The organism is Corallococcus sp. AB032C (genome assembly GCF_003668935.1).
GTDB classification, from domain to species: domain Bacteria; phylum Myxococcota; class Myxococcia; order Myxococcales; family Myxococcaceae; genus Corallococcus; species Corallococcus exiguus.
In genome coordinates this window covers 15,605-31,799 of record NZ_RAWP01000002.1, presented here as the reverse complement: position 1 = coordinate 31,799, position 16,195 = coordinate 15,605, and the positions used below count along the sequence as shown (strand labels likewise).

General features: G+C 69.5%; 13 protein-coding genes. 5 read left to right on the top strand and 8 right to left on the bottom strand.

Going from position 1 to position 16,195, the window contains the following annotated elements; translation table 11 throughout:
• Positions 1-82: 82 nt before the first annotated feature.
• From D7X99_RS44370 to D7X99_RS01085, 4 genes are read right to left on the bottom strand one after another with little or no spacing between them, the layout of a single operon-like run.
• On the bottom strand, positions 83-2,959 hold the full coding sequence (locus D7X99_RS44370; protein WP_121776063.1) for a HEAT repeat domain-containing protein: 2,877 nt from the start codon (positions 2,957-2,959) through the stop codon (positions 83-85).
• Entirely contained in the window at positions 2,952-4,169 is a 1,218-nt protein-coding gene (locus tag D7X99_RS01095; RefSeq protein ID WP_121776062.1) for a VWA domain-containing protein, read from the bottom strand. Before D7X99_RS01095 ends, D7X99_RS44370 begins: the two co-directional genes overlap by 8 nt.
• Complete coding sequence (locus D7X99_RS01090) at positions 4,166-6,478, bottom strand: DUF5682 family protein (protein ID WP_121776061.1); 2,313 nt, start codon at positions 6,476-6,478, stop codon at positions 4,166-4,168. Before D7X99_RS01090 ends, D7X99_RS01095 begins: the two co-directional genes overlap by 4 nt.
• Entirely contained in the window at positions 6,478-7,563 is a 1,086-nt protein-coding gene (locus tag D7X99_RS01085; protein WP_120576491.1) for an AAA family ATPase, read from the bottom strand. Before D7X99_RS01085 ends, D7X99_RS01090 begins: the two co-directional genes overlap by 1 nt.
• Positions 7,564-7,840: 277 nt before the next feature.
• Between D7X99_RS01085 and D7X99_RS43360 the strand changes: the two genes are divergently transcribed.
• From D7X99_RS43360 to D7X99_RS01075, 3 genes are all read left to right on the top strand, one after another.
• Positions 7,841-8,005, top strand: coding sequence for a hypothetical protein (locus tag D7X99_RS43360; protein WP_233613026.1), 165 nt, complete (start codon positions 7,841-7,843; stop codon positions 8,003-8,005).
• An 85-nt stretch (positions 8,006-8,090) separates the two neighbouring features.
• Positions 8,091-8,414 (top strand): hypothetical protein, encoded by a 324-nt coding sequence (locus D7X99_RS43355; protein WP_233613025.1) that lies wholly within the window; start codon positions 8,091-8,093, stop codon positions 8,412-8,414.
• Positions 8,415-8,579: 165 nt separating this feature from the next.
• Positions 8,580-9,911, top strand: coding sequence for a ferritin-like domain-containing protein (locus D7X99_RS01075; RefSeq protein ID WP_121776060.1), 1,332 nt, complete (start codon positions 8,580-8,582; stop codon positions 9,909-9,911).
• A gap of 11 nt (positions 9,912-9,922) precedes the next feature.
• On the opposite strand, the gene D7X99_RS42610 is transcribed toward D7X99_RS01075, so the two are convergent.
• A complete protein-coding gene (locus tag D7X99_RS42610; RefSeq protein ID WP_158626893.1) occupies positions 9,923-10,084 on the bottom strand; it encodes a hypothetical protein in 162 nt (53 codons plus the stop codon).
• 185 nt (positions 10,085-10,269) lie between these two features.
• On the opposite strand from D7X99_RS42610, the gene D7X99_RS01070 reads away from it, so the two are divergent.
• Together D7X99_RS01070 and D7X99_RS01065 are read left to right on the top strand one after the other, a co-directional pair.
• Positions 10,270-11,529 (top strand): C39 family peptidase, encoded by a 1,260-nt coding sequence (locus D7X99_RS01070; protein WP_121776059.1) that lies wholly within the window; start codon positions 10,270-10,272, stop codon positions 11,527-11,529.
• A gap of 239 nt (positions 11,530-11,768) precedes the next feature.
• The gene (locus tag D7X99_RS01065; RefSeq protein ID WP_121776058.1) at positions 11,769-13,208 is read left to right on the top strand and encodes a glutamine synthetase family protein; all 1,440 of its coding nucleotides are present in this window, start codon (positions 11,769-11,771) and stop codon (positions 13,206-13,208) included.
• On the opposite strand, the gene D7X99_RS01060 is transcribed toward D7X99_RS01065, so the two are convergent.
• The 3 genes from D7X99_RS01060 to D7X99_RS01050 form a co-directional block, all read right to left on the bottom strand.
• Entirely contained in the window at positions 13,205-14,053 is an 849-nt protein-coding gene (locus tag D7X99_RS01060; protein ID WP_121776057.1) for a DUF1206 domain-containing protein, read from the bottom strand. The genes D7X99_RS01065 and D7X99_RS01060 overlap by 4 nt on opposite strands.
• Before the next feature lie 127 nt (positions 14,054-14,180).
• Positions 14,181-15,032 carry an aminoglycoside phosphotransferase gene (locus D7X99_RS01055; protein ID WP_121776056.1) on the bottom strand — a complete coding sequence of 284 codons (852 nt, stop codon included), beginning with the start codon at positions 15,030-15,032 and terminating at the stop codon, positions 14,181-14,183.
• Complete coding sequence (locus D7X99_RS01050; RefSeq protein ID WP_233613024.1) at positions 15,029-16,165, bottom strand: AAA family ATPase; 1,137 nt, start codon at positions 16,163-16,165, stop codon at positions 15,029-15,031. Before D7X99_RS01050 ends, D7X99_RS01055 begins: the two co-directional genes overlap by 4 nt.
• Positions 16,166-16,195: the final 30 nt, after the last annotated feature.

The following is a 16,195-nucleotide window of genomic DNA, read 5'->3' as shown; positions in this document are numbered from 1 at the left end:
ATCGCCTTCAAGGGACGCAGCATGGAGTTCGGTCTGGACCTGAACGCGCCGCCGAGCGGAACCCGGCAGCGGGTCCACGGCCTCACAGGAGCTTCTTCGCCGCCTTGGCCAGGGCCTTGTCCGCGGCCAGCGCGGGCACGTCCATGAGGCGCTGGGCGATGTGCTTGCCCACCGCCGTACTCGACGCCGCCACCTTCAGGTACACGGCCGCGCGAGCCAGCAGGTCCGGATGTTCGAGGGACGCCTTGAGACGGGCCTCCAGCGCCCGGGCCAGGTCGGTGGGCTGGAAGTTCTCGAAGACGCTCCGGAACGCCTTCCGCTCCAACTCCTCCGGGCGCCGCTCGGCCAGGTCCAGCGCGGGCTGCAGCAGGGCCAGTCCCAGCGAGCGCATGGCCTCCGCGACGACGCCGGGCTTCCACCCGTCCACGAACGCCAGCAGCAGGGCCTCCGCGCCGCGCACGTCACCCAGCATGCCCAGCGCGTACACGGCGTGCTTGGCCTCCACGTCGTCGTGGCCTCGGCCCTGCACCATCAGGATGAACCGGTCGAGGACCTCCGCGTCCCCCATCCGGGCCAGCGCCTCCGCCGCCTCGCGCCGCACCTCGCGCGCCGGGTCTCCGTGCAGCACCTGGCGCAGCACGGGCATGGCCACCGTGCCCAGGTCCGCCAGCATGGCCACGGCCGCCCCACGCGCGTCCTTCGTCGTCTCGGACAGCGCCGCCTGCATCAGCGGCACCGCCTTCTCCTTGCGGCGCCGCGAGAGGTCCACCACCGCCGCCTCGCCCGTCTCCCGGGCCTGCACATCCTCCAGCGTCTCCTTCGCGAACAGGCGCAGGCCCATGTCATGGCCCTTGCGTGTCACCGCGTCCAATTCGCGCCGCGCCTGCACTCCGCCCATCGCGCCCAGCACGCGGAGGGCGGTGCGGCGCACCATGCGGCTGTGGTGCTCACCGAGCGCGCTCCGCACGGAGCCCAGCGCGTTCTCGCCCAGCGCCGCCACCGTCCGCGCCACGAAGGCGCTCGCCGCGCCGTCGCTCCACGTCGGGTAGAACTCCCGCGCCAGGACGTCCGGCCCCAGGCTCGCGTAGTAGCGCGCCGCGTGCGCCGCCGCCTCGTAGCGCGTCAGCTCCCCGCGCGCCCGGCGCACCATGGCCTCGCCCGGGGTCAGCACCTCCTCCGGCTTCTGCACGTGGATGCTCGGATGCGTGGGCACGGACTCCAGCTGGGACAGGTCCACCTGCACCGCGCCCGACAGCCGCACCAGCGCGATGCCCAGCACCTGGTACACCTTGATGAAGTCGTCCAGCCGCTCCGCCGGGTCCACTCGCTGCGCCAGCGCCTCCAGCAGCGCGCCCGGCTTCTCCAGCCCCAGCTCCTTCAGCCGGGACACCAGCGGCTCCACCGTGCGAGGGCTCACCGCCGACAGGCCGCTGGCGAACGCGTCCGCCAGCTCATCGCGCACCTCCGCCAGCGCGATGGCCGCCCGCGACGCACCCGCCGCCCGAGCCGCGTCCGCCCAGCCGCTGCGAGGCAGCGCGTTCGGCGCGGCGGGGGCCCGCACGCGTCCGCGCCGCCGGGGCGACACGGGCGCGTCCTCCGCGCGTCCCAGCGTGCGCAGGTCCAGTCCTTCCGGCGTCCGCACCACCACGGCCGAGGGGAACAGCGTGGGGAGCGCTGCCTCCAGGCCCACATCGCCCAGCACCGCCACGAGCTTCGCGTCCTCCAGCGAGGTGGACAGCGGCTCCTCCAGCGACGGGTCCGCGGGCAGGAAGAGTCCGCGTCCCGTGCCATCCACGAACTGCGAGCGGGTCCCGCTGGCGAGCAGCGTCTCCGCCCGCACGGACACCGGCAGCAGGTCCGGCGCGAACACGTCCTTGCGGTGCTCCTGGAAGGCCGTCATCACCGCGCCCACGTCCGGCAGCGCCACCTCCACCAGCCGCTCCAGCGCCGCCCTGTCCACCGACGGCGCGTCCTTCCACGACTCCAGGTCCAGCCGGTGCGGCGCGAAGCCCGGGTACTGCCCGCCGTGCGCACCCTGGAGGACGGCGCCCGCGTGGCTGTTCTTCGGCGCCACCGTCTTGAGGTTCGCGGGGAGGATCTGCTTCTCGCTGTAGTGCCCGCCCGACACCAGGTCCACGAAGCGGCTCTCGCGGACCATGAACCGGTCCGGCGTCACCTTGGAGGAGAACGCGTACTCCACCAGCTTGAGCCCCTCGACGGGCGCGCGGTCCTTCTTCGTCCACGTCTTGCCGATGAGCTCCTCGACGTGGCGGGGCTCCAGCGCATCACCGCCCAGGTGCTTCTCCACCTTGCGCGCGGTGAGCAGCATGTCCGCCACCAGGTCCGCGTACACCGGCGCCTCGAAGGTCCCCGTGCGAGCCGCCGCCGCGTCCAACAAGCCCGCCAGCTCCACCGCCCGCGCGGACAGCCGCCGCAGGCCGTTGGCCCGGAGCGCTTCGCCCAGCGCGCGCACCTGCTCCGGCCGGTCCGCGCCCAGCGACGCCACGCCCGACAGACCCAGCTCGCGCACCAGCGTGGACACCTGCCCCACGCCCGCCTTCATCAGGTCGCCCGTTTCGGCCTTGCCCTTCTTCACGCTCTTCTTCGCGCCACCGGAGCCCGCGGGCGCGGCCGGAGCCGCCTCCGCCGTCACGAAGGCCTGCGGGGCCCGGGCCCACGCCACCAGCAGCGCCGCCGCGTGCTTGCAGAAGGGGCGCGAGCGCGCCGCCATGCACGAGCACCGCCCCTTCACGTCCGAGCGCGCCTCGCCGAACACCAGCGACACCTTGTAGGGCGTCGCCCCGGAGCCCGCCGCGTCCGCGAAGAGCCGGTTCTCGAAGCGCGACAGGTTGGTGAGCTGCTTGCCGTCGAACAGCTCCGAGCCCTTCTGCAGCTCCGCCTTGTCGCTGATGATCTCCGTCATTGCGCCCATCCCGATGACGGGCCGTACCTCAGCCATGACGCTCCCCCTTCTTGTCATTGGACGCGAGCAGCGGCGCCAGGTCCTGGTTGCGCATCACCCGCTCCACCACGTCCACCAGCTTGCGGGGCGTGCACCCGAAGCACGGAATCCCCAACGCGGTGAGCTGCTCCGCCATCGCGTGGTCATAGGAAGGCCGCCCGCTGTCCGACAGCGCCAGCAGGCACAGCACCTTGGAGCGTGAGTCCACCAACTGCCTCAAGCGGGCCACCAGCTCCTCGGCGTTGCCGCCCTCGTACAGGTCGGTGATGAGGATGAAGAGCGTCTTCTCCGGCCGGCGCACGTAGTGCTCCTGCGCGTACGCCACCGCCCGGTTGATGTCCGTGCCGCCGCCCAGCTGCGCGGAGAAGAGCACCTCCACCGGGTCCGCCAGCACGGGCGTCATGTCGACAATCTCCGTGTCGAACAGCACCAGGCTGGTCTTCAGCACGTCCAGCGACGCGAAGATGGCCGCCATCACGGAGCTGTACACCACGCTCTCCGCCATGGAGCCGGACTGGTCCACCACCAGCGTCACGTCCCACTCATGGTGACGGCGCTGGTTGGGCCAGAAGTAGAAGCGCTCCGGGATGAGCCGCTTTCTCTCCGCATCCCAGCCCTTCAGGTTGGAGCGGATGGTGCGGCGCCAGTCGATGTTGCGCGCGATGGGAATGGGGCTCGTCCGGTCGCGCCTGAGCGCCCCCATCACCGCCGTGCGCAGCGGGGACTCCAGCTTCTTGCGCAGGTCCTCCACCACTTCCCGGATGATGGCGCGCGCGGTGTCCTTGGCCTGATCCGGGATGAGCCCCCGGGCGCTCACCAGCGTCGTCACCAGCTCCAGGTTCTTGTCCAGGAAGGGCAGCGTCTCCGGCTCGAAGAGCAGCTGGGTGAGCCCCTTCTTCTCGATGGCGTCCTTCTGCACCAGCGCGATGACGTCGTCCTGGAAGAAGTCGCGCAGCGCGCCCAGCCACTTGGGCAGGTACGGCTTGGAACCGCCCCGCCCGGCCGAGCGCTCGCCGTAGACGAAGGAGAGCGCGTCATCCAGGCCCTCCAGGTCGTCGCCCGTCAGGTCCACCGTGCCCGCCCCGGCGCCCAGCGCGCTCAGGGAAGGGCAGGAGCCCGTCTTCTCCGCCTCCGGGCCCAGCGCCAGCCGCCAGCGCAACAGCGCGTCGCGGTCCTTCGGGTCCAGGTCCTTGGGGTCCACGCTCATAGCAGGTCATCCAGGTCGTCGAGCGCCTTGCCCAGGTCCGCGCTCAGGTCCTTCAGCGTCGCCTTGTCCTTCTCCTCCAGCACCGCCTTCACCGCGCGGCCCTTGTCCTTCAGCTGGCGCACGCCCATCACGTTCTCCATCAGGTAGCGGCGCTCCGTGGCTCCCAGCGCACCCAGCGCCCGGCGCAGCACCGGCAGCGTCTGCCGGAAGCGCTCCGGCTCCACGCTCGTAAGGAAGTCATCCAGCGCCTTCACCACGTCGCGGCTCTTCACCAGCACCAGCGCGTTCACCTGGAGGAAGCCCTCCAGGTACGCCGCCGCGTCCGAGGGCTCCACCGCCGCGGACAGCCGCCGGCCCACCTCCAGCGCCACGTCCGCCTCCGGCAGCTCGCGAGCCAGGTACAACAGGCCCGTGGCCAGGCCCGACGTGGCAGGGTGCACCGCGTGGCTCCCCATCAACCCGCGAGCCTCCGAGAGCCAGCCCTCCTTGTCCGCGCGGGGCTGGGACAGCGCCACCTCGTGCAGCGTGCGCAGCGCCTCCAGCACCGGGGGCACTCCTTCTGGAGCGCAGGCGCTGGCCTCGCGCACGCGAAGGAGCGCCCGGCCGAAGGTCTTCTCCCCCAGGGCCGCCACCGCCTCGTCACCCACGTCCGAGTGCGCGCGCGAGGTGCCATAGGCCATCAACCCCGACAGCGCCCGCGCCGCGCTCGCCAGCGACGGCAGGTCCGCGTCCGTGGCCGCGAGCGCATCACAGGCCTTGAGCGCCTGCGCCACCGTCTGGGAGCAGCCGGTGATGACGGACTCCAGGAGCACGTCCGCCGCCTCGGCCGTCGTCTTCGCCTGCGTCAGCCGCTCCTGGAGCACGCGCGTCGTCACGCCCTCCAGCGAGTCGCCCAACACAATCTTCTCCACCAGCGCCACATCCGTGGACGGCGTCCACTGCGCCTGCCAGGCCTCGCGCACGCGCGTGAGCGCCGCGTAGCCGCCGGCCTCTGCTTCCGCGCCCTGCTTTCGCGACGACCCCGTCCCGGACAGCGACGCGTACGGGATGCCCGCCACGCGCAGCCGATGGAGAAACACGGAGGAGCCCACCTCCACCGGGTTGTTGAGCCGCAGCGTGAACGTCTCCGGGCTGTCCGTGCGCGGCAGCCGCCGCTCTCCCACCTCGCGCCAGAACTCCGCCTGGAGCGAGTTCTGCCCGATGCGGCTCGCCACCTGCCCCACTTCATGGCCGATGACGCTCTTCCACAGAAAGCTGTCCACGTGCGTCGCGTCGCCGCGGCACAGCGTGGCCACGGTGGCCTCGCGCAGCTCGTCCAGGCCCGGGGCGCTCTTCTCGCGCAGGTCCGACAGCGTCACCGCCAGCCGGTACGCCTCCAGCACGTCCGACAGCGACGCGGAGAAGCCGCGCATCCGCAGGTGCGACGCGAAGTCCAGCAGCACCTCCAGCGTGGCCCGCCGGAAGTCGCAGTTCGCCTCGTGGGCCTTCTGGTAGAAGTGCGGCGCCCGGTTGCCCGCGCCGTACCCCAGCTGCTCCGCCAGGCGCGGGAAGCTGTACGGAATCACCGTCACCGCGCACGGCCCGGCCGCGGGCAGCTTCGCCTCTTCCTTCGGATCCACGTCCCCCGCCAGGAACGCCGCGGTGTGCGCCGCGCCGGCCACCACCGCCACCTTCTCCGGCGCCACGCCGCCCGCCACCACCTCCAGCACCTTGCGCGCCATGAAGGCGTCTCGCTGACGGTGGTAGGCCAGCCGGGGCCCCGCGTTGACCACGTCCGCCCAGGCGGTGAGCACCGGCCGGAACTGCTCCGGGCTCCAGTCCGGCGCCTCGAAGGACGCCTCCCAGAACTCCTCGAAGGAGCGGAAGCCCTGCGAGCGCGCGAACGCCTCCGTGAGCGGAATGGCTTCATCGGGAACGGGCTCGCTGCCCTCCGTGGCCTCCGTCTCCACGCCTGGCCCGGGCGCGTGGCGGTCCACCGCGAGGCTGACGCCCACCGGGATGTCGATGAACTCCGTCCGCGCGCCGTTCGCCCGGGCCCACTTCAGCGCCTGGTACTCCGGCGAGTACGCCGCGAAGGGCCACAGCGACGAGGACGGGGTGCCGTCCGTGCGGTAGCCCAGGATGGCCACGGGCGGCCGGGTCTGCGCGTCGCACAGCACGTCCACCAGCGCCGTCGCGTCGCAGGGCCCCTCCACCAGGACGACGGCGGGCTTCACGCGCTCCAGCCACTTCAGGAGCACCGCGGTGGTGCGCGGCGAGTGGTGACGGACCGGGAAGTGCTGCACCCGGGAGAGCAGTGCCAGGTCCATCAGCCCCTCAAGAGCTTCTTGCTCGCGGTGTACAGCTCCTTCCACGGGCCCGTGCGGCTCTTGGCCACCGTCTCCATGTACTCGCGCAGCGCCTTCACGTCGTCCTCCTGCTCCTTCACCACCGCGCCCACCAGCGACGCCGCCAGCTCCTGCGACGTCACCGTCCCGGAGCCGAACTGCTGCGCCAGGATGGAGCTGTTGAACAGCACGCTGATGGCCTCCGCCGTGGACAGCACCGCGCCCGGCGTGCGCACCTTCGTCTTGCCGTCCTTCGTCACGCCCTTGCGCAGCTCGTGGAAGAGCGTCAGCAGCACGCGCGACAGCTCCTCCGGCGGCGGCACGCCCACCTGGTAGTCCGTGCGCAGCTCCGCCTCGCGCTTGGTGACGATCTGGATCTCCTGCTCCAGGTCCTCCACCACCGGCACGGTGACGAAGTTGAAGCGGCGCTTGAGCGCGGCGCTCATCTCGTTGACGCCGCGGTCGCGCGTGTTCGCGGTGGCGATGAGGTTGAAGCCACGCTGCGCGCTCGTGATCTCCCCCAGCTCCGGCACCGACACCTGCTTCTCCGACAGGATGGAGATGAGCGAGTCCTGGATCTCCGGCGACGTGCGCGTCACCTCTTCGAAGCGGGCGAACTTGCCCGTGCGCATGGCGCGCAGGATGGGCGACGGCACCAGCGCTTCCGGCGTGGGCCCCTGCGCGAGCAGCAGCGCGTAGTTCCACGAGTACTTGATGTGGTCCTCGCTGGTCCCCGCCGTGCCCTGGACGACGAGCGCGGACGTGCCGCTGACGGCCGCGGAGAGGTGCTCCGACAGCCAGCTCTTCGCGGTGCCCGGCTCGCCCACCAGCATCAGCGCGCGGTCGGACGCGAGCGTGGCGATGCACACCTGGATGAGCCCCTTGTCGCCCACGTACTTGGGCGTGATGGCCACGCCCCCCACGGGCTTGGGGCTGCCCAGGATGTACGTCTCCACGGCGCGAGGCGACAGCGCCCAACCCGGTGGGCGGGGCTTGTCGTCATGCGCGGCGAGGGCGTCCAGCTCGTTCTTGTACTTCGCTTCGGCAGGCAGGCGGATGTCCGGCATGAGCTGCACGCTATCCACTCGGTCTGACATCCGGCAAACGCTTCGGCTGCCTTACGGGTTGTATTGAAAGAGGTAGAGCGCGCCACCGGGACGCAGGTGCTCACGCAGCCGTGAAACCTCCACGCGGACGTCGTCCTCCGCGAACAGGATCCGCCCCTCAAGTTTTCGAGTCCTGCTCGGCTTTTCGAGCCCTCCGGCGCGCCCTCCCTCCTGTGAGGAGGTGTTGGCATCCCCATTGCTCAGGGCCCTGGACACACTGCCTGCACAGGAGCCTCCCTTGAACATCCATCGACTGCGTCGTCTCTTCTCGCGGACCTTGCTCGCCTCGCTCGCCCTGCCCCTGGTGCTGGCGGGCTGTGGCGGACCGGAGGGCAGCGTGGACCTGACGGGCTACTCGGAGATCGCGTGCACGGACCAGGGCATCGGACGTCCCCGCGTGTGAGACCGCGCTGGAGAACACGACCGCCACCGGCGGCTTCCACTACCTCTGCGGGGGCGAGGGCGGCTGCAGCAAGTACTTCTTCCTGGTGACGACCCGGGGTGACGAGGTGAAGACGCATTCGACGCGGGCGGAGCTCCAGCAGGTGCTGGGCACCATCGACACGGAACAGGAGGCGGTGCTCAAGGCCTTCGAGTCCAGCTACTCCTTCGTCTGCGGGAACAAGGAGCAGGGAGCGGTGAAGAAGAACGCGGATGGCAGCTTCCATGTCATCGGGACGAACGGCTACGCCTGCGGGCCGGGCACGGAGCTGACGCAGTACGTGCTGAAGGTGACCGCGGCCGGTACGGTCCAGAAGCTGGAGACGCGCATCCTGGAGGAGGGCGACTCGGTCTGCCCTGACGGCCGGTAGGCCCCCAGGTCGCCCTGCGAGCGCGGCGTCCAGGTCCTGTTCCCCTCAACTTTCCGAGTCCCTCTCGGCTTTCCGAGCAATGCGGAAAGGGGACTTCCCTGGGAAGACGCCCTGGCATCCGCATTGCTCAGGGTCCCGGACACACGTCCTTCCCAGGAGCCTCCCTTGAACATCCATCGACTGCGCCGTCTCTTCTCGCGGGCCTTGCACGCCTCGCTCGCCACGCCCCTGGTGCTGGCGGGCTGTGATGGCTCGGAGAGCAGCGTGGACCTGAAGGACTACTCAGAGGTCGCGTGCGCGGTTCAGGGCCTGTCCGTCAGTGACCTGACGCTGACTCCGGAGCAGGACTTCGTGCAGCTCCGCTACATCAACCCCAACGGAGGCCAGGCGCCCTCCACCTACGTCAACGTGAGTGCCTCCGGCGAGCCCTGCGCGACAGCCACCAACGTCCCTGCGTGCACGACCGCGCTGGAGAACGCGAACGTCACCACGGGCTTCCACCATGTCTGCGTGGACTTCTGCAGCGAGTCCTTCCTGGTGACGACCCGGGGTGACGAGGTGAAGACGCACTCGACGCTGGAGGAGCTCCAGCAGTTGCTGGGCACCGTCGACACCGAACAGGAGGCGGTGCTCAAGACCTTCGCGTCCGGCTACTCCCTCCTCTGCGGAGACAAGAAGCATGGCGCGGTGAAGAAGAACGCGGATGGCAGCTTCAACGTCGTCGCGACGAAGGGCTACGCCTGCGGACCGGGCACGGAGCTGACGCAGCACGTGGTGCGCGTCTCCGCTTCCGGCGAGGTCCAGGAGCAGGAGAAGCGCGTCCTGGAGAAGGGAGACCCCAACTGCAACATCGGCCGGCGGCCGGTGGGGCTCCAGGTCGCGGAAGCATGCGAGAGCCCGGAGGCGCTGGGCCGCTACTTCGCGAACGCGGCGCACCTCGAAGCCGCGTCAGTGCACGCGTTCCTGCGGCTGCGGGATGAACTGGCGATGCACGGCGCGGACGTGGGCCTCCAGGACGCGGCTCGAAGGAGCGCCATGGAGGAGGTCCAGCACGCCCAGGTGACGGACCGCCTCGCGCGCCGCTTCGGTGGCACGCCCCAGCGTCCGGTCGTGGAGGAGTTGCCGCCACGCTCGCTCGTGGACGTAGCGATGGAGAACGCCGTGGAAGGCTGCGTGCGTGAGACCTACGGCGCGCTGCTCGCGCACCACCAGGCGCTGCACGCGCGGGACCTGGAGGTGCGCGAAGCCATGGTCCGCATCGCTGAGGACGAGACGCGGCACGCTGCGCTGTCGTGGGACATCGACCAGTGGGCCCGGCCGCGCCTGTCCACGGAGGAGCGTGAAGCGCTGCGCGAGGCCCAGAAGCGCGCGGTGGCGGCCTTGCGCGAGGACGTCGCGGTGCAGCTCGATGCGAGCATCATCACGATGGCGGGCATGCCCACGCCGGAGGCGGCCTTGGCGCTGTTAGACACGCTGGAGCAAGACCTCTGGGCTTGAGCCGCCTCTGCTCATGAGTCTCTGAGGCTCTGCCCCAGCGCCTTCCGCCGCATGGCCAGCTCACGGGCCATGCGGAAACGTTCGCGCCAGGCCTGCAGCTCCGCTTGAGAGGAAGGCCCTTCAGCCGCGGACTCCTTCTCCACGAAGTCACTCAAGTCCTTGAGGGTGCGCATGGATTCTCCAAGGGCGAGGCCATGCCTATAACCCACGGAGCGTGATGCCGCACCGCAGGGTCGCATGTGGCGCTCTAGCAACCGCGTCTGACATTCCATCCCCTGGACCCGAATCTGTCCGCCCGGCCCGACTTTCCAGGAATCCAACTTGAGCCCACGCACGAGCGTTTGCGAAACTCGCCCCCGTGAACGCCCGCGCTCGCGTCCTCTCCGCCTTCCTGCTGGCCACCTGCATCTGGGCCTGCGCCTCCTCGCCGCCGTCGGCTCCACCGGACACGTCTCCGGAGACCGGCTCGCCCGCGCGCCTGTGGCAGAAGACGTCCGTGTCAGGGGACCTCGCGCGCTTCTCCCGTGACGGCACGCGCGTCACCGCCGACGGCGCGCTGGAGCTGGACCCCTCCACCGCGAAGGACGGCACCGACCCGTTCCCCGCGGGCGGATGGCTCGACGGCGGCAGCTTCTACAATGGCGGCTCCTTCCGCGTCGGCACCGCCACCTCCGAAGTCCAGTCCGTCCCCGGCGGCTTCGACAGCGTGGTGCCGTCCTTCGACGCCCAGACTCCGCCCGGCACGTGGGTGAAGCTCACCGTCTCCGCCCGCATCGAAGGCACCTGGACCAAGGACTACGAGCTGGGCGTCTGGGCCTTCGACACCACCACCGTCGCGCGCCACAGCGTGGACAACCAGGGCGACGCCGACGGCAACGTCCTCACCGACACCCTCAACCTCAAGCGCCGCGCGGACGCCCTGCGCGTCACCGTCCACCTCTTCTCCGAACGCACTGACATCAGCCCCCGCGTCCGGGCGCTCGCCGCCGCCGTCACCGACACGCGCCTCAAGCCCCAGGACGCCACGTCGGACCGCACCGGGTGGGGCGTCGTGCTCGACGTGCCGGGCTACTCGCAGATGATCTACCCCGACGGCGGCGAGGTCTGGTGCTCCCCCACGTCCACCACCATGCTGCTCGGCTACTGGAGCCGGAAGCTGGGCCGCGCGGACCTGGAACACCCCGTGCCCACCGCCGCCGCCCATACCTATGACTGGGTCTACAAGGGCACCGGCAACTGGGCCTTCAACACCGCCTACGCCGCCAGCATGTCCAACGGCGCCCTGCACGGACTCGTCGCCCGCTTCGACTCGTTCGCCCCCGTGGAGCGCCTCGTCGCCGCTGGCATCCCCGTCAGCATCAGCATCGCCTACGAACCCGGCGAGCTCCCCGGCGGCGCCGCCCGCCGCACCGACGGCCACCTCATCGTCGTGAAGGGCTTCACCGACACCGGCGACGTCGTCGTCAACGACCCTGCTTTCGGCTCCAACGAAACCACCAGCGCCACCTACCCCCGCGCCGAGCTGTGGCGGGCCTGGCAGCACTCCCGGGGGGCCGCGTACGTGCTGTGGCCCGCCGGCACTGCCCTGCCCGAGCAGGGGCTCGTCCCCCTGCCGTAGCCCGCGTCCGAATGCGGACACGTGGCCAACGCAGCGCGGCGCGCAGTGTCCACTGGCCGGGGCGTCAGACACCCCGTCCCTTGACGTTCGAGCGTCCGTGCGCGACCCAACACGACCTTTAGCCTTCAGTCCGCCTAAATTAGGCTTGATTTCGGGTCGCGGAATGTAAATACCTGCGCCCGTGATTTTGATGTTCCCGCCGGTACTCCGGAACCGGGGACACGCCTGGAGGCAGGACCATGGAGCAGAAGCCGCTGCGGGACTTCCTGGAGATTCCCTACGACGAGCTGGAGGAACTCAACCTCAAGGTGAAGCGCCAGCGCATCAAGCGCGAGTCGCCGGACAAGGTTCGCGAGGAGCGGATCAAGTACCTGACCGACGAGAAGCGCATCAAGGCCGTCACCGTGTGCTTCACCGACCTGGAAGGTCGGCTGCACATGCTGGACTACGACAAGAAGTTCCTCCTCAAGAGCGCGGACAACCTCACCTTCGACGGCTCCTCCATCCGCGGCTTCTCCGCGCAGGCGGAGAGCGACCTGCGCCTGAACGTGGACTGGAGCGCGTTCTACTGGCTGCCGTCGGACATCTTCGGCCCCGGCAAGGTGCTCGCGTTCTGCGAGGTGCTGGAGCGCGACGGCACGCCGTACCACTCGGACATGCGCGGGCAGCTCAAGCGCGCCACCGAGCAGCTGTTCCAGAAGGACGGCACCGTGTTCCACGCGGCGCCGGAAATCGAAGGCTTCCTCTTCAAGAGCCGTGACGCCGAGCGCCACTACCACGAAGAGGGCAAGTTCGAGTTCATCTCCATCGGCGGCTACTACCACGCGCTGCCGGGCGACGGGCTGCGCACCTTCATCGACAAGGCCGCGGAAGCGCAGCGCGCCATGGGCTTCGAGAACGAGAAGGACCACCCGGAGGTGGCGCCCTCCCAGTTCGAGATGAACTTCTCCTACAGCGAGGCGCTGGTCGCCGCCGACCAGATCCAGCTCTACAAGCTGCTCTGCCGCCAGGTCGCCGCGCAGCAGGGGCTGACGGCCAGCTTCCTGCCCAAGCCCGTCACCGGAGTGAACGGCAACGGCATGCACATCAACATGTCGCTGTCGAAGAACAACAAGAACCTGTTCTACGACAAGGGCGGTCAGGACGGCCTGTCGTCCATGGGCTGGGAGTTCATCGACCGCCTCCTGAACAACGCGAACGACATCTGCCTCGTCCTCAACTCCAGCGTGAACTCGTACCGCCGGTTGGATCCGCACTACGAGGCGCCCAACCAGATCAAGGCCTCCGCCAACAACCGCGGCGCCATGGTGCGCATCCCGTTCGGCAACGAGCGCAGCGCGCGCGTCGAGTGCCGTTCAGTGGCGCCGGACGCGAACCCGTACATGGTGCTCTTCACGCTGCTGAAGACCGGCCTGGAGGGCCCGCAGCCGCAGGAGGACGCGGAGACCAAGCGCAGCCGCACGCGCTTCCTGCCGGACAACATCTACGACGCGGTGCGCTTCTTCAAGGGCAGCCAGTTCATCGCGCAGACGCTGGGTGAGCAGGTGCAGGGCAAGTACGCGGAGCTGAAGGTGACCTCCGCGGACCGCTGCCCCAAGCAGCTGGGCACGCGCGTGAAGGACGCGGAGATCCAGTTCCACCATGAGGTGACGAACCAGTACCTCTGGAACCTCTTCTAGAGTTCGCGGTAGCGCGCCTGGAGGAACAGGTAGGCGGCGTAGGCCACCAGGCCCGCCGCCACCACTCCCAGGAGCACGTCGCCCGCGGGTTGGCGGGCGACGACGGCCAGGGCCTCTCCCAGGCCCTTGGCCTCACCCGGGTTCGCGTCCACGCCCGCGAGCACCAGGAAGCCGCCAATGACGGCGAACACGACGCCTCTCGCGGCGATGCCGAACTGGCACACCCGCTCCACGCGGTGCTGATGCGCCGCCGCCAGGCCCGTGAGCGTGAGCTTCTCCCGGAACTTCGCCTTCCATGCCGTATGGAACTGCTTCAGCGCGAAGCCGACGATGCCCAGCCCCACCAGCACCACCAGGACGCGGCCGAAGGGCTGCTCCATCAGCGTCGCCGTCCAGCCCTGGGTGCCCTTGCCCTTCCCCTGTGACGCGCCCACCACGGTCTTCACGGCGAACAGCGCCAGCGAGCCGTGGATGACGCCGCTCACGAAGTACATGGCGCGCGTGGCGATGCCCTTCGCGTCCGAGCCCTTGTCCTCCGTGTCCGCGAACGCCTGCGCGAATCTCCAGACGACGTAGCCGACCAGGCCCACGGCCAGCAGCGACAGGAGCACCATGCCGAAGGGCCCGCGCGCCACGGTGGCGACAGCGCCGTGGCTGTCGGTGGCGCGTCCGCCCTCGCCCGCCGCGAGCTTCAGCGCGAGCGCGCCGATGATGGCGTAGACGCAGCCCTTGGCCGCGTAGCCCATGCGGCCCAGCCTCTTCGCCCACGGGTGGTTCGCGGCTTCCTTCGCGCCGCGCGACAGCCGCTCCATGCCCGGCCCGCGCATCACGTCCATTGTCGCCATGCGGTCTGCTCCTCCCGGCCTTCTGGACCGAAGGACAGGGTGCGCATCCGGCGGCGCGGGCGGACGCAAGGCGCTCCCCCCGGTTCCCCATCCGAGCGAGGGACACAGGGCCCGGCTGGCTGGATGCTCAGGGAGCCCCAGCACCCGGGATTGGCACCCAGGTCAGCGCCTCGGGCGCCTCCGCGAAGAGCGACTTCAACGCGGGAATCTTCGCGTGGTGCCGCTTCATTTCGACCCACACAGTCGGGTGGCTGATCTGCAGGAGCGCGTCTCGCAGCAGGTGCAGCCGCTTGGCGGACGCACCTGCGCGCTTCTCCGCGCAATACTCCCTCAGCCTCGCGCGATACCCATCGAAGGCCTGCTTACGCGCAGTCGGCAGGGGGACACGATTGAGTCCGAGCACATTCAGCGTGTACTTCGCCCGGGCCGCGTCGCGCGTCTTGCCCTTCGCTGTCACGACGAACTCAAAGGTGTTGAGGATGTCGAGCGTCAGCCACCGCGTCGCATCGTCCTTGCGCGGGTCGAGGAGCACCGGCTTGCCGGCGGCCGGTTTCCTGAGCGTGGGCGCGGGTTGGCCCTTCTTGCGCTTGGGATGGGCGAGCAGTGTGGGGCTGCGGCTCGTGCCGACGAAGACCGCGAACTGGTTGTTCTTCGGGCCGTTACAGGGACCGCACGCGTAGCAGTAGTTGTCCCAGACGAAAGCGCGCTCCGGATAGAGATCCTTCGGCCAGATGTGCTCGACCTCGTCGGCCACGGAGTCTTCGCAGTACGAACAGCGCCGCGCGCCAGAACACGTCCGCGTGAGGACCTCCTTCACGCTCGTGAAGGTCGCGTTCTTCTTCGCATTGTACCGGGAGAAGAGCCGCTTCGCCTCCGCGACACGGGCGGTGTAACCGCGAAAGCCGAGTACCTCGCCCTGATACGCCTTCAGCTGCTTCGCGACTTTCGTGTCGAGGCGCAGTTGGGGCAACCGGATCATGCCTTCGGCTCCCGCGGTTCCGAAACATACGCGACGGTCGGGGAGGACCGCCGCAGTTCCTGCTGCCGCGCCATCTCCTTCTTCGTCAGTCCATCCGTCAGTTCCTTGGCGTTCAGGCCCGCAAGCTCATCGACGCGCGCCTGCGACGTGCGCGAGCGAGTCGTCCGCTGCAGACCAAAAGCACCGGTTCCGAAGGCCTCAAGCACGTTGCCGAAGACGAGACGTTCCCGGTCGAGGCCCGTGAGGAACCGCGACTCCTCGTCAGCACCCGGCGCGGCGAGCTTGAACACGGTGCCAGACTCCGCCGCCTGGCAGACCAGCGGGCTGTGGGTCGTGACGATGAACTGGATGTTGGGAAAGAGCCTGCAGAACCAGGGGCCAATCTCCCGCTGCCAGGTCGGATGAAGATGTGCATCGACCTCATCAATCATCACGACGCCGGGCCGGGAGACGATCCTCCCCGTCTTGTCGAAGAGCGCGAGCTTGGGGTACGCGAGCGAGAGCTGCCGGAGCAATTCGAACGTGATGCTGAGGACGGCACGGTACCCGTCGCTCAGGTTCTCCGCTGGCACGCGCGCCTTGGAGGCATTGCGGAACACGACCTCGTGCGGTGTGACTTCGTCGATATGCATCCCATGGGGAAGAAACCCGGGCTGGTTCACGAACGTGATCACCTTGTCCACGGTCACGGGTGCAGCGCTCGGTTTCCGCCGTCCTCCCGGCGTGTACTCGAGCAGCGCGAGCTCGCACAGCCACTTGAGACCGGACGTCAACGCCACCGACTCGCCGAAAATCGAGAGGTGGCGAGCCACGCGCGACTGCGCCTCAAGGAGCTTCTCCCACTCCCGGTCACCGCCGGTGAATCGGCGGAACGGCCCGTAGGACGCCGAGAACCATCCGTGCGGGCTCCACCAGATGTTTGACTCGGGCGGCGCGCCGCGCGTCCTCCACTGCGGGGACCCGACGACCCGCGGTTTGGGGTGACGGAGCACGTCGACACCCACGCGCAGCGGCCCTTTCACGGTGGACCGGTCGGGAAGCCGATCCGCCTTCGGATCGGTTTCGACCCGGAGATGGATTTTCGCCGAACTGGTACCGAAGCGCACCCAGTCATTCCAGTTGAGGCGCAGCATGGGCGCCTCTTCCCATCCGACGAGCGCGAG

Coding starts and splice junctions, on each gene's coding strand:
- D7X99_RS01090 (WP_121776061.1), bottom strand. CDS start 6,478: ATGGACCTGGCACTGCTCTCCCGGGTGCAGCACTTCCCGGTCCGTCAC.
- D7X99_RS44370 (WP_121776063.1), bottom strand. CDS start 2,959: ATGGCTGAGGTACGGCCCGTCATCGGGATGGGCGCAATGACGGAGATC.
- D7X99_RS01095 (WP_121776062.1), bottom strand. CDS start 4,169: ATGAGCGTGGACCCCAAGGACCTGGACCCGAAGGACCGCGACGCGCTG.
- D7X99_RS01085 (WP_120576491.1), bottom strand. CDS start 7,563: ATGCCGGACATCCGCCTGCCTGCCGAAGCGAAGTACAAGAACGAGCTG.
- D7X99_RS01065 (WP_121776058.1), top strand. CDS start 11,769: ATGGAGCAGAAGCCGCTGCGGGACTTCCTGGAGATTCCCTACGACGAG.
- D7X99_RS01050 (WP_233613024.1), bottom strand. CDS start 16,165: ATGCTGCGCCTCAACTGGAATGACTGGGTGCGCTTCGGTACCAGTTCG.
- D7X99_RS01060 (WP_121776057.1), bottom strand. CDS start 14,053: ATGGCGACAATGGACGTGATGCGCGGGCCGGGCATGGAGCGGCTGTCG.
- D7X99_RS01055 (WP_121776056.1), bottom strand. CDS start 15,032: ATGATCCGGTTGCCCCAACTGCGCCTCGACACGAAAGTCGCGAAGCAG.
- D7X99_RS42610 (WP_158626893.1), bottom strand. CDS start 10,084: ATGCGCACCCTCAAGGACTTGAGTGACTTCGTGGAGAAGGAGTCCGCG.